The following is a 12,939-nucleotide window of genomic DNA, read 5'->3' as shown; positions in this document are numbered from 1 at the left end:
CGGCGCTTCGTAACCGGGGCGGCGGGATTGTGCAACTGCGAACGGACCGGCCGGCGGCGTGGAAGGCCGCCGGAAGCGGTCGTCCCGGGGCGCCTATCCTGCCTCGATTCGCCATGCCCTCAGGTCAGGCACGTGGACACGGCCGGCGATCTGATCCACGGGAATGCCGGCCAACGTCGCCGTAATGTCCTTCGCGACCCGGGGGCTGGTGCGATAGTACTGGTGGGCGGTCCAGGGGTCGCCGACGAAGGCAACGTTGCGCCCGTCGATCAGGATGACCTTGGTGGGCAGGCCGCTGACCTGAACTGGACCGTCCGAGCCCAGCCGGTCCGGGTTGCCCTTGGTGGTATCGGAAATGACAAGGGCCCGATCCTGCGGGGCGAAGTAGACGCTCACCCGCCGGCCGAGTTTCGGCAGCGGCCTGAGCTTGTGGTCGTGGTCGAACGCGTCGTTATCCTCGTCGGCGGCCACCAGCAGGATCTCCTGGAACAGGCGGGGCAGCTTGTCGCCGAGGCGGCTGCGCAACCGTTGCACGCCGTACCGCAGGGCGTAATTTCCCATGCTGTGCGCCAGCACGTGGATGGCGCGGTCGCAACGCTCCTCCGGCGTCAGGCTCTCGATGTACTCCTTGAGGATCAGGATCGCCCGCGCCATCGCCTCGCCACTGTCGCGCGCGTCGTTCCTGTCGTTGAAATAGGACATGTAGGGGGTCATCTTGCCGTCCGCCGGCCACGAGAACACGACGACGTTGAGCGGCTGGCCATTCGGCTTGTAGAGGTCGGCAAGCTGCAGCCCGCGTTGCAGCGACGTCTCGAAGGTCGAGGCGTATCCGTGGACGAGCACGAGCGTATCCTTTCCCTCGGCACCGCACATCAGTCTTCAAAGGCCTTCGAGAACCACACGGCTGCCGACGACACGGTTGTCGTCGTCGACCTGGGTCAGGTGCTCCGGCGCGATCTCGACCTTCTCCACTACATAGGGATAGGTGTCGTCCTGCTGCCGCTTTCCGTACGCGACCCCGAAGCGCAGTGCGTGCGGTCCGTCCCGGTTGAAGCGCGAACCGAACCAGGGCCGTTCCTCGTAGTTCACGACGTTGCGGTTGGTGATGAAGAAGATCTTCAGATCTGGCATGGGACATCCTCTCTCATGTCCGGGCAGCGTCGCTGAGTTCGACGCTCACAACGCCAGATAGAATATCAGAACATATGCACCTTGCGCAGATCGAGCCGGCGACGGCCTGTCATGCCCGGATCGCCATTTCCAGCCCGAAGGCATCACGCGACGGCGTCTCGGGATAGCACCTGGCTTCGCCGCGCAGGATGCGCGCTGCGGTCCAGGCGGCAGCGCAGGCGTCGAGGAAATCGTCCGCCGCGGCGGGTCGCGGCGGCCTCCGCCCGGCCTCCAGGAAATCAGCCGGGAAGCCCTGTTCGCGCAGCAGGCCCCGCCGTTCCTCGAGGCCGTCCGGATGGGCGCGGCCCTTGACCTTCTTCGGCAGGCGCGCCGGCTCGCCGCCATTCATGTGCAGGAAGCAGACTTCGGGATGGGTCTCGAACACCCGATCGCGCAGCTCCGGCCGGGCGCGCAGCGTTTCGTCGACCTCCCTGATCTTGGGAAAGAGAGCAAATCCCTGTTTGGAGACCATACGCGGCGGTTCGGAGTTTGCGGAAGCGATCTCGCAGGCGCGCCGATAGTCGGATGTTTCCATGACGGCCGCGCGGCAGGGAATGGAAAAGACGCTAGACTGCCGCGCACCGAGCAGCCGGCGCACCGCCACCTCGCAGGCCCGCCCCGAGCCGATCAGCCGCTCCGGCAGGCCGACCGGCATGTCGACGGCAACGACCGGGGGCGCTTCGGGAAGGTCGGCGACGTCGGCGATGCTCGTCGCCATACGAACGCGGGGAGGCTCCGCACCGGACAGATCGAGCAGCACCGCGATCCACCCGCCACGGCAGCCGTCGACCCCCGCGACCCAGACAGGGGTGACGGCAAGGCCATTGGAGGCGTCGAGGTCAACCATGCCGCAAACTTCCGCTATTCGTTCGAAGAATACCCAATGCGATCTTCAATTCCAGTTGGCGATATTCTCTTTCGGCCTTCCGTCTTTACCAATATCATTCCAGAATTCCGCGCTTAAGACTAAAAATGATCAGGTATTTTTTTGTACAATCCGATCCGTTCCGTGGTAAATTCGGCCATCAACCGGCAACTGGGCCGTAAGGGGGAAATCATGACTGCAGGGATAATTCGGACCACCAAGCTCGCATTATTTTCAGTTGCAGTAGCGGCGTCGGCATTCGTTGCGCCCACGTCGACATGGGCGGCGACCAATAATCAGGGGATGCAACTCGTCCCTGCCACGTTCGTCAACAACTCCGGCATCGACGCCCAGGTCTACGTCGCCATAATCGGCAACTCTGGAAGCGAAACCTTAGGTACCTTTCAATTCTATTCCGCCACCGGTAAGAACGGTGACGTCCGGGCCTATACTCAGAGCAGTCAATCTACGAACATCGGCTATATGCTGAAACTCGGATCCAACAATAAAACGAAGATCATGGTGCCGCAGCTTCAGAGTGGAAGGATGTATTTTTCTCTTTACAGCCCCCTGAACGTGACGATCACGAGACAGACCTACAACTATCCGAGTTCGAAATCCGGCCCCAATACCGGCACCTACTACGCCATCCGCGGGCCCACCGGCTGGAACACCGCGGACCCGAATTATGCGACGCCCTATGACTGGGTGGAACTAAACTGGAATGCGGGAACCGGCCCGCGGGTGCTGTTCGTCAACACCACGCAGGTCGACATGTTCGGCCTGCCGCTCAAACTGACGCTCGTCTCCGGCACGACCGCGAAGTCCAAGGAGACGGTCGGCGCTACCCCGACCACGTGGGGCAACGTGTACACAGCACTGGATCAGGCGGGCTCGCCCTGGACCGACCTGATCATTGCGCCGCACGGACACCAGCTCGAATATCTCCGAGTGATCTCGCCCGAGCACGGAATAAACACCGCTCCGTACAATTTCCCGGCCGATCAGCTGGATTCGTACATCGGCAGCGTCTTCGCGTACTACCAGAAGAACGAACTGAAAATCACCTACAACAATGTCCCCTACGTCGGCACCACCGGCACGGTAAGGAACCAGCCGGCGATCATATTCAACGAAAAGAACTCCGACGCCATCATGAAGCCGACCACGCTCGAGGTCTACATGAACGAGATTCCCTCCTCGGCGCCAAGCGGAGTCACGGATCTGTTCGCCGCCAGCCTCCTCCGTTCGACGCTTCTCAAGGACTCGACGCCCTCCGATTGCAACACGAAGACGTACTACAAGTACCCGCCGGTCAACGTCTACGCTAAGGTCTTTCACAGGTATTCGATCGGCCGGCTCTCATACGCCATGCCCTACGACGACACCTGCAACCAGAGCACAACCCTGTCGGGGGTCCCCCGGAAACTCTCCATCGTCCTGCAGCCGATGGACATCGGCGACTAGCTCAGGCCTCGGGGTGCAGCGCGGCCCGCCAGCCGGGCCGCGGCTCTCTCGCAGCGGTTACAGCATCGACACCTCCGCGACGCCTTTTGGCTCGGCGATCGCCTTCTGGCCTGCGACCAGAGCCAGTTCGTCGCTGCCGGCCTTCGCGGTGACGGCGAGGAGATCGTGCACGATGGCCGATGCGGTGGCCACCGCGGGCACGATATCGGAGCCGGAGACGATCTCGCCGAGGATCAGGCCGGCAAGCAGGTCTCCGGTCCCCTGCACGTGGACCTCGAGCCGCGGCGTCTCCACGCGGACCGCCAGTTCGTCGGTGATGACGATGTTCGCGATCCTGTCCTTCGCGCTCGCGGGCGCCGACGTGACGATCACCGTCGGGACGCCGAGCGAGCGGGCCATCGCGACGATCTCGTCCTCGGTCAGTTTCGGCGCGCGGCGGATGCGCCTGGGCGCGGCGAGCGCCGCCAGTTCGGTGACGTTGGGGGTGACCACGTCGGCCATCGGCAACAGGTTCGCCCTGATCTCGTCGACGATCAGCTTGTCGACATAGAGCTTGCCGCCGTCGCCCGAGACCGGGTCGAGCAGCATCGGAATCCCCTCCCGGTAGGCCCGCGCCTCGGCGATCAGGCCGGTGATCGCCATCGCCTGGGGGGGAACCGCGACGTAGCCGACCAGCACGCCGTCGACGGGATGCGGCGCCGGCGAGCCGAGGATGTCCTGTCCCATCGCCAGCAGATCCGGCGTCTCGGCCCGGGCGACGTCGCGCTTGTGGCCGGGATGATGGGCGAGGATCACGGTCGGCAGCGCCACCACGTCGAGGCCGCGCCGCATCAGCGGAAAGGTCGTTGCGGAATTTCCCACGTGCCCGCGCGCGACCCACGAGGAGACGGTCAGGATCGTCGGCATCGGTACTCCTTCATCGATATCCGGTTCAGATTACGGCGAGTTCGCGCACCGGCCGGCGAGCGGCAATTCGATCGTAGCTGAAAACCGAAAGATCGAGCGTCCGGTAGCGGCCGTGCAGCACGAGTTCCGCGACGGCGCGTCCGGCCGCCGGCGCCTGCTGCAGCCCGTGCCCGGAAAACCCGTTTGCGAAGATCAGGTTGGCGATCTCGGGATGGAAACCGATCACCGCGTTCTGGTCGAGCGAATTGTAGTCGTAGTGACCGGCCCAGGCGCGTTCCATTCGGATCGCCTCGAAGGCCGGCACGCGATGGGCCAGCGCCGGCCAGAGGATCTCGTCGAACAGGTCGTAGTCGACGTCGAGTCCGTCGGTCTCCGGATCATCGGCCACTGGTGGCGAGATGCCGGTGATGTAGACGTCGCCCTCCGGCCGTACCCACAGGCCGGAGGTATCGACCATCAGCGGCATCGGGCCCACGTCTTCGCGGCAGCGGAACACGAAGACCGAGCGTTTGCGGGGCCCCACGGGCAGGTCGATGCCGGCCAGCCGCCCGACGCGTCCCGCCTGCGGGCCGGCTGCATTGACGAGGAGGCAGCAGGCAAGTTCACGCCCGTCCAGCAGACGGACCGCGTCGACCGGGCCGTTTGTCCGATCGATCGCGGCGACCTCTCCCTCGATGTAGTCGACGCCGGTCCGGCGGGCGCCGCGCCGCATCAGGTGCAGCAGCGCGTGGGCGTCGAACCAGCCCTCGCCCGACAGGCCGAGCGAGCCGAGCGCAACCCCCGCCGTGGAGATCCAGGGAAAGCGTTTCGCGAGTTCGTCCGGGCCGAGCAGCGCGACGTCGGCGCCCTCGCCGCGCTGGACCCTGTGATTGGCCTCCAGCACCGCCCGGCCGCTCTCTGGCGCCAGCAGCAGATAGCCGCCCTCACGGAAGGCGACGTCCGCGTCCTCGCCGAAGCGGCCCTTGATTCCCTTGAGGAATTCGAGACCGAACTGCGACATGCGGATGTTCTGAGGCGTCGAGAACTGCTGCCGGATGGAGGCCGCCGACAGGGTGGTGGCGGCCTGCGCATAGGTCGGGTCGCGCTCGATCACGGCGACCGATCCGGCGAATCCGAGCTCGCCCTTGAGAAACCACGCAACCGCGCTGCCGACGGCGCCGCCGCCGACGATCACCACATCGTAGGTCTCTGCCACGACTGTCCCTCCTTCGGTGCGACGGGAAACTGGCACATCCTGAAAGTCCGGGCTAGGTTGCGCCGCAACACTGCCATCAGCGTGTCGTCGGCATGCCGTCGCCGTGCCGTCGCCATGCCGTGGATGTGCCACCGACCTGACAGCCAGACAGGACAGCCGATGTCGAAGACGATCCGCCCGCGCCGCAGCGTTCTCTACATGCCGGGCTCCAATGCCCGGGCGCTGGAGAAGGCCAGGACGCTCCCGGCCGACGCCCTGATCCTCGATCTCGAGGATGCGGTCGCGCCCGACGTGAAGGCGGAGGCCCGCGACCAGGTCGCCGCGGCGGTGGCGGCCGGCGGCTACGGCGGCCGCGAACTGGTGATCCGCATCAACGCGCTCGACACCGAATGGGGCCATGCCGACCTCGCCGCCGCAATCGACGCCGGACCCAACGCGATCCTGGTGCCGAAGGCGAGCCGCGCCGCCGACCTCGAGGCGGTCTCCCGCAGGGTCGAGGAGGCGGGCCGGACGATCGCGCTGTGGGCGATGGTCGAAACGCCGCTGGCCCTGCTCAACATCCGGGAGATCGCCGGCTGCGCGGCCCATTCGCATGCCCCGCTGGCCTGCTTCGTCATGGGCACCAACGATCTCGCCAAGGAGACCCGCGCCCGCTTCGTGCCCGGCCGCGCGCCGATGCTGCCGTGGCTCGTCACCTCGGTGCTGGCCGCCCGCGCCCATGGGCTCGACATCATCGACGGCGTCTACAACGACTTCCGCGACGAGGAGGGCTTCCGGGCCGAATGCATCGAGGCGCGCGACCTCGGCATGGACGGCAAGACGCTGATCCACCCCGCCCAGGTCGCCGCCGCCAACGAGGTCTTCGCCCCCGCCGACGCCGAGGTCGAGCAGGCCCGCAGGATCATCGCCGCGTTCGAGCAGCCGGAGAACCGCGGCAAGGGTGCGATCTCGCTCGACGGCCGCATGGTCGAACTGCTGCACGCGGAAATGGCCAAGCGCACGGTGGCGCTGGCCGAAGCGATCGGGGGAACGAGCGAATGAGCGACGCATCCATAACCAAGACCACCCACGGCCGCTTCTTCGAGGACTTCACGGTCGGCGAGACCATCGTTCACGCCACCCCGCGCACGGTGACGGCAGGCGACGTGGCGCTCTACACGGCGCTCTACGGGTCGCGCTTTGCGGTGCAGTCGTCGGACGCCTTCGCCAGGGCGGTCGGCTACCCGCACGCCCCGGTCGACGACCTGCTCGTCTTCCACATCGTGTTCGGCAAGACGGTCGCCGACATCTCGCTCAACGCGGTCGCCAATCTGGGCTACGCGGGCTGCCGGTTCCTGCACGCGGTCTATCCCGGCGACACGCTGTCTGCGGTCTCCGAGGTGATCGGCGTCAAGGAGAACTCGAACGGCAGGACCGGCGTCGTCTACGTGCGCACGCAAGGGTTCAACCAGAACGGCACCGAGGTGCTCGACTACGTCCGCTGGGTGATGGTGAGGAAGCGCGACGAGAGCGCGCCGGCGCCCGCCCCGCACGTCCCGGAAGTGCCGTCGGCGCTGGCACCGGACACGCTCGGCGATGCCGCCCCGTATCTCAGCCTCGACCACTGGAACCGGCACCTGGCCGGAAGCCCCTACCTCTGGTCGGACTACGCCGTCGGCGAGCGCATCGACCATGTCGACGGCATGACCGTGGAGGAGGCCGAACACCAGATCGCGACGCGGCTCTTCCAGAATACCGCCAAGGTGCACTTCAACCAGCATACCGAGGGGCAGGGCCGCTTCGGCCGGCGGCTGATCTACGGCGGCCACGTCATCAGCCTCGCCCGGGCATTGTCCTTCAACGGCCTCGCCAACGCCTTCCACATCGCCGCCATCAACGGCGGCCGCCACGTCGCGCCGCTGTTTGCGGGCGAGACCGTCTACGCCTGGTCGGAGGTCGTCGACCGGGCCGAGCTGCCCGGCCGCGACGACGTCGGCGCCCTGCGGCTGCGGACGGTGGCGACGAAGGACAGGTCCTGCGCCGATTTCCCGCTCGTCGATGCGGACAACCGCTACGACCCGGCGGTGATCCTCGACCTCGACTACTGGGCGCTGATGCCGCGGTAGGCGGCGGCTGCGCCGCAAAGACGTGGATGCCCGGCACAAGGCCGGGCATGACGGCTGAAGCGGATCGGATCGCATTCGGCCATACCGCCGACAACTCCCCTTGGAGTTCACTCCTTTTCGGCATCCGTCTGCAGCAGGTCGGGCGACTGGGCGTTCTCTCGGTCGCGCTGGACGGCCTCGTCCATGACGCGCTCGACGGACGTGTCGGCGGCCGCCGGGCCGGCTGCGGTCCTTGCCGGCCTGGGCTGGCGCGAGGGGGCCTGCGACGCCGGTTCCTCCCCGGTGAGGATCCGATAGGTCGGGTTCGGCATGGCGATGCCGGCGTCGTCGAAGGCAATCTTGATCAGCCGCAGCGATTCGCTCTTCGCCTTCTGCAGGTCGGTGGTGCGCTGGTCGATCCAGGCCGCGACCCAGAGGATCACCGCCCAGTCGCCCAGCTCGTCGATGGTGACCATCGGGCCGGGATCGTCGAGCACCGCATCGAACCCCCGGAGGGTCTCCACCACCAGCGCCCGGGCCACGTCGATGTCGCAGCCGGGGTCGACGCCGAGCCGGAAATCGAACCGGCGCTTGGGCTCGCGCGAGTAGTTGATGATCGTCGCCTTGAACACGGTGGCGTTGGGAATCCGGACGTGGTTGCCGTCGTAGTTGATCAGCACCGTGGTGCGCGAGGTGAGGCGGGCCACCATCCCCTCCTGGCCGTCGATGTTGACGACCTCGTGCGGGCTGAACGGCTGGCGGATGGAGAGCAGTATGCTGGCCAGGTAATTCTCGATGGTGTCCTTCACCGCGAAGCCGACCGCAAGGCCGACGAGGCCGGCGGCGCCGAGGATCGACGTCGCCAGCTCCCGGGCGTCCATCGCCTCCAGCGCCACCAGCACGCCGACGCCGACGATGACCACCCGGATCACCGTCTTGACGATGTTCTGGACGAATTCGTTGGGGGTCCTGCGCAACAGCGGCCCCGACAGGCGAATGACGATCTGCGCCACCGCCCAGAACAGGAAGACCACGACCAGCGCCACCGCGAAGACCGGCAGGAACAGCACGACGTCCTGCAGATCCTTCAGCATCCGCTTCATCAGCGGCTCGAACCGGTTGGCGATGTCGGTGTCCATCTCGATCCGGTTCTCGACGAGGACGACGCCCTCGACCCTGGCGGCAAGCGACTCGGCGGCCCGCGACAGGGCCGGCTCGGCGACGACCCCGTTCAGGCGCACGACGCCGTCGCGCACCAGCGCGAACACCCCGGACAGGCCCTCCACCTCGTCGAACAGGGCGTTCAGCCGGCTCTGCAGCGCCCGGTCCGCCTGCGGATCCTTTTCCGCCGAAATCTCGCGGTCGGGCTGGGCGACCGGGCCGTCGGACTGGGCGCGCGCCGCCGACAGGCCGCCGCCGGTCGCGGCCGCAAGGACTGCGGCGAGCAGCAGGACGGTTGCGAATGCCAACTGGCGCATGGTCGACCTCAAAGCGACAAGTGAAAGGGCTTCGCCCATCGAACGGTCTTCGCCGCGGCGGCGCAACGGAAAACCGGGCGGGTCCGGCCGGGCGGGTCCGGCGGGGCGGCAGGTTTCCCGTTGCGCTCAATGACATGGCTTCCATGCATTGCATGGCGCGGGGCTGCGCTATAGAACCTCATAGGCGAAGGCAACACCCGCCGGAGATTCGGTTAGATCCCCCGGCCTACCGAAGCGGACAGCCATGGCAGACGTCAAAACAGGGGCCAATCGGCCCCTATCCCCGCATTTGCAGGTTTTCCGGCCGATCGTGACGATGGTCATGTCGATCGTGCACCGGATCACCGGCGCAGGTCTCTATTTCGGCATGGCGCTGCTGGCCTGGTGGCTGGTCGCCGCCGCCAGCGGACCGGACAGCTTCGCGTTCGTCAACGGGCTGTTCGGCTCGATCATCGGACAGATCGTGCTGTTCGGGTTCACCTGGACGCTGGTCCACCACCTGCTCAGCGGCCTGCGCTACCTGATCTGGGACACCGGACACGGGTTCGACCTGAAGACGGCCGACGCGATGGCATGGGGCGCGATCATCGGCTCGGTGACGCTGACGATCCTGCTCTGGATCATCGGCTACCTGGCAATGTGAGGAGAGGCGGACATGCGCACCCCGCTCGGCCGCGTCCGCGGCCTCGGTTCGGCCAAGGAAGGCACCGACCATTTCTGGCGCCAGCGGCTCACCGCCGTCGCCAACATTCCGCTGACGATCTTCTTCATCTTCCTGATCATCGTGCTGGCCGGCAACGACTATGAGACCGTCACGGCGACGCTCGCCTCGCCGGCGATAGCCATCATCCTGCTGCTCGCCATCGCGTCGGTGGTGACCCATATGAAGATCGGCATGCAGGTGATCATCGAGGACTACGTCCACACCGAGTTCACCAAGATGCTGCTGGTGATGGCCAACACCTTCTTCTGCGTGATCGTCGGGCTCGCCTCGGCCTTCGCGATCCTCAAGCTCGCCTTCGGAGGCTGACATGGCACAGAACGGTGAGACCCCGCAGAGCAACGGCGGCATAGGCGCCGTGCCCAACATCAACGGCCGCGAATATCCCTTCACCGACCATACCTTCGACGTGGTCGTGGTGGGCGCCGGCGGGGCCGGCCTGCGCGCCGCGCTCGGTGCGGCGGAAGCCGGCCTGAAGACGGCCTGCGTCACCAAGGTGTTCCCGACCCGCAGCCATACCGTCGCCGCCCAGGGCGGCATCGCCGCCTCGCTCGGCAACATGGGGCCGGACGACTGGCGCTGGCACATGTACGACACCGTCAAGGGCTCCGACTGGCTCGGCGACCAGGACGCCATCGAGTATCTGTGCCGGCACGCGCCGGCGGCCGTCTACGAGCTCGAGCACTACGGCCTGCCGTTCTCGCGGACCGAGGACGGCCGCATCTACCAGCGGCCGTTCGGGGGCATGACCACCAACTACGGCGAGGGCACCGCCCAGCGCACCTGCGCGGCGGCCGACCGCACCGGCCACGCCATGCTGCACACGCTGTACGGCCAGTCGCTGAAGCACGCCACCGAGTTCTTCATCGAGTACTTCGCCATCGACCTGATCATGGAGGACGGCGCCTGCCGCGGCGTCGTGGCGCTGTGCCTGGAAGACGGCACGCTGCACCGCTTCCGCGCCCACCGCACGATCCTGGCGACCGGCGGCTACGGCCGCGCCTACCTGTCGTGCACCGGCGCCCACACCCAGACCGGCGACGGCAACGCCATGGTGCTGCGGGCCGGGCTGCCGCTGCAGGACATGGAATTCGTGCAGTTCCACCCGACCGGCATCTACGGGGCCGGCTGCCTGATCACCGAGGGTTCGCGCGGCGAAGGCGGCTACCTGACCAACTCCGAGGGCGAGCGCTTCATGGAGCGCTACGCGCCCCACGCCAAGGACCTGGCCTCGCGCGACGTCGTGTCGCGCGCCATGACGGTGGAGATCCGCGAGGGCCGCGGCGTCGGCAAGGAGCAGGACCACATCTTCCTGCACCTCGACCACCTCGATCCGAAGATCCTTGCCGAGCGGCTGCCGGGCATCTCCGAATCGGCGCGCATCTTCGCCGGCGTCGACGTCACCAAGGAGCCGATCCCGGTGCTGCCGACCGTGCACTACAACATGGGCGGCATCCCGACGAACTACCACGGCGAGGTGCTGACCAAGCGCGGCGACGACCCCGACGCGATCGTCCCCGGCCTGATGGCGATCGGCGAGGCCGCCTGCGTGTCGGTGCACGGCGCCAACCGCCTGGGTTCCAACTCGCTGATCGACCTGGTGGTGTTCGGCCGTGCAGCGGGCATGCGCTGCGCCGAGACGATCCAGCCCGGCGAGAAGCATGCCGACCTGCCCCGCGACGCCGGCCAGAACTCGCTGGAACGGCTCGACCGCTTCCGCTTCGCCGACGGCGACACGCCGACCGCGCAGCTGCGGCTGAGGATGCAGAAGACGATGCAGTCGAACTGCGCCGTGTTCCGCACCGGCGAGGTGCTGTCGGAAGGCAAGGACCTGATCCACGACGTCTGGAGGGCCGAGGACAGCATCCATGTCACCGACCGCTCGCTGGTCTGGAACACCGACCTGGTCGAGACGCTCGAATACGACAACCTGATCGCGCTCGCCGTCGTCACCATGGAAGGCGCCGTCAACCGCACCGAAAGCCGCGGCGCGCATGCCCGCGAGGACTATCCCGACCGCGACGACCAGGACTGGATGAAGCACACGCTGGCCTGGGCCGACAACGCCACCCGCGAGGTCCGCATCGACTACCGGCCGGTCCACTCCTACACGATGTCCAACGACATCCAGTACATCGAACCGAAGGTGCGGGTGTATTGACGCACGGCCGGACAGCGACCGCGGTGGCGATCGGCACGCCGGCGGCAGGGCGGCAGGACGACTGCGGATACGGCGCCAGGCGGCCGCGGCCGTTTCACGTGGCGCTGTGGCGGCTCGCCGATTCGCGCCGGATCCGGCCGCTGACGCGGGCACGCTTGCGCACCCTCGTCGGCCGCATCGCGCCGGGCCCGTTCGATGTCGAGGCCGAGAGCGTTCGCCTGCGCGCCTATCCCGCCGACAACCATTCCGACCGTGTGGCGGTCGCCCGCGGGCGGCTGCCCGACCGCGACGAGCGGAACGCGGTCGCGCCGTATCTCGAGAATGGCGGGACCTTCGTCGACGTCGGCGCCAATGTCGGCGTCTATGCGATCTGGGCGGCCCGCAGGGTCGGACCGGGCGGACGGGTGCTCGCCTTGGAGCCGCATCCCGAAACCGCGCGGCGGCTCGCCTTCAATGTCTCCGCCAACGGGCTCGGCAATGTCGCGATCGTCCGCGCCGCGGCCGGCGACGGGGACGCCACCGCGCGCCTGCACGACAGCGGCGGCGGCAATGTCGGCCAGTCGTCGCTGATCGAGGACGTCGCGTTCCGCCCCGACCGCAGCTACGAGGTGCCGGTGCGGCCGCTCCTCGATATCGTGGGCGAGAGCGCCATCTCCTCGATCGACGTGCTGAAGATCGACATCGAGGGATACGAGGACCGGGCGCTGGTGCCGTTCCTCGAGGCTGCGCCCGATACGCTGCTGCCGCGCGCCGTGGTCGTCGAGACCGACGTCGCCGATCGCTGGCGCGGCGACTGCCTTGCCGCCCTGGCGGCGCGGGGCTATGAGCAGGTCGCCGCCACCGCGGCCAACGCCGTGCTGTCGCGAACCCGAATCCAGTAGACGCCGAGAAT

At 67.2% G+C, this 12,939-nt stretch carries 13 protein-coding genes; 7 read left to right on the top strand and 6 right to left on the bottom strand.

What is annotated here, in order from left to right; translation table 11 throughout:
• Positions 1 to 93: 93 nt before the first annotated feature.
• The 3 genes from V3328_RS01790 to V3328_RS01780 form a co-directional block, all read right to left on the bottom strand.
• Positions 94 to 873 (bottom strand): alpha/beta hydrolase, encoded by a 780-nt coding sequence (locus tag V3328_RS01790; RefSeq protein ID WP_340327926.1) that lies wholly within the window; start codon positions 871 to 873, stop codon positions 94 to 96.
• Positions 874 to 879: 6 nt separating this feature from the next.
• On the bottom strand, positions 880 to 1,131 hold the full coding sequence (locus V3328_RS01785; RefSeq protein WP_340327925.1) for a hypothetical protein: 252 nt from the start codon (positions 1,129 to 1,131) through the stop codon (positions 880 to 882).
• A gap of 109 nt (positions 1,132 to 1,240) precedes the next feature.
• The gene (locus V3328_RS01780) at positions 1,241 to 2,017 is read right to left on the bottom strand and encodes a DUF429 domain-containing protein (protein WP_340327924.1); all 777 of its coding nucleotides are present in this window, start codon (positions 2,015 to 2,017) and stop codon (positions 1,241 to 1,243) included.
• Positions 2,018 to 2,227: 210 nt separating this feature from the next.
• On the opposite strand from V3328_RS01780, the gene V3328_RS01775 reads away from it, so the two are divergent.
• Positions 2,228 to 3,502: a beta-1,3-glucanase family protein gene (locus tag V3328_RS01775; protein ID WP_340327923.1), complete on the top strand. Its 1,275-nt coding sequence runs from the start codon at positions 2,228 to 2,230 to the stop codon at positions 3,500 to 3,502.
• 57 nt (positions 3,503 to 3,559) lie between these two features.
• Here the strand turns inward: V3328_RS01775 and V3328_RS01770 are convergent, their stop codons facing one another.
• Together V3328_RS01770 and V3328_RS01765 are read right to left on the bottom strand one after the other, a co-directional pair.
• Positions 3,560 to 4,408, bottom strand: a complete 849-nt coding sequence (locus tag V3328_RS01770) for a bifunctional hydroxymethylpyrimidine kinase/phosphomethylpyrimidine kinase (protein ID WP_340327922.1) — start codon at positions 4,406 to 4,408, stop codon at positions 3,560 to 3,562.
• Between the two features lie 25 nt (positions 4,409 to 4,433).
• Positions 4,434 to 5,603 carry an NAD(P)/FAD-dependent oxidoreductase gene (locus V3328_RS01765; RefSeq protein WP_340327921.1) on the bottom strand — a complete coding sequence of 390 codons (1,170 nt, stop codon included), beginning with the start codon at positions 5,601 to 5,603 and terminating at the stop codon, positions 4,434 to 4,436.
• A 159-nt stretch (positions 5,604 to 5,762) separates the two neighbouring features.
• Here V3328_RS01765 and V3328_RS01760 point away from each other — a divergent pair, with 159 nt between their 5' ends.
• Positions 5,763 to 6,644 carry an HpcH/HpaI aldolase/citrate lyase family protein gene (locus V3328_RS01760; RefSeq protein ID WP_340327920.1) on the top strand — a complete coding sequence of 294 codons (882 nt, stop codon included), beginning with the start codon at positions 5,763 to 5,765 and terminating at the stop codon, positions 6,642 to 6,644.
• Between the two features lie 11 nt (positions 6,645 to 6,655).
• Entirely contained in the window at positions 6,656 to 7,708 is a 1,053-nt protein-coding gene (locus V3328_RS01755; RefSeq protein ID WP_340328256.1) for a MaoC family dehydratase, read from the top strand.
• A gap of 107 nt (positions 7,709 to 7,815) precedes the next feature.
• Here V3328_RS01755 and V3328_RS01750 read toward each other — a convergent pair whose 3' ends face one another.
• Positions 7,816 to 9,165 (bottom strand): mechanosensitive ion channel domain-containing protein, encoded by a 1,350-nt coding sequence (locus V3328_RS01750; RefSeq protein WP_340327919.1) that lies wholly within the window; start codon positions 9,163 to 9,165, stop codon positions 7,816 to 7,818.
• 244 nt (positions 9,166 to 9,409) lie between these two features.
• On the opposite strand from V3328_RS01750, the gene sdhC reads away from it, so the two are divergent.
• The 4 genes from sdhC to V3328_RS01730 are packed head-to-tail and all read left to right on the top strand — an operon-like array spanning position 9,410 to position 12,928.
• Positions 9,410 to 9,808: a succinate dehydrogenase, cytochrome b556 subunit gene (sdhC, locus tag V3328_RS01745; RefSeq protein ID WP_340327918.1), complete on the top strand. Its 399-nt coding sequence runs from the start codon at positions 9,410 to 9,412 to the stop codon at positions 9,806 to 9,808.
• Between the two features lie 12 nt (positions 9,809 to 9,820).
• Complete coding sequence (gene sdhD / locus V3328_RS01740; protein WP_340327917.1) at positions 9,821 to 10,195, top strand: succinate dehydrogenase, hydrophobic membrane anchor protein; 375 nt, start codon at positions 9,821 to 9,823, stop codon at positions 10,193 to 10,195.
• A 1-nt stretch (position 10,196) separates the two neighbouring features.
• On the top strand, positions 10,197 to 12,047 hold the full coding sequence (gene sdhA, locus V3328_RS01735; protein WP_340327916.1) for a succinate dehydrogenase flavoprotein subunit: 1,851 nt from the start codon (positions 10,197 to 10,199) through the stop codon (positions 12,045 to 12,047).
• A gap of 23 nt (positions 12,048 to 12,070) precedes the next feature.
• A complete protein-coding gene (locus tag V3328_RS01730; protein WP_340327915.1) occupies positions 12,071 to 12,928 on the top strand; it encodes an FkbM family methyltransferase in 858 nt (285 codons plus the stop codon).
• Positions 12,929 to 12,939 lie beyond the last annotated feature (11 nt).

It is taken from the genome of Microbaculum marinum (assembly GCF_037855135.1).
In the GTDB taxonomy this organism is placed as follows: Bacteria; Pseudomonadota; Alphaproteobacteria; order Rhizobiales; family Tepidamorphaceae; genus Microbaculum; species Microbaculum marinum.
The sequence above is the reverse complement of the archived record's forward strand: the minus strand, read 5'-3'. Positions and strand labels throughout refer to the sequence as shown.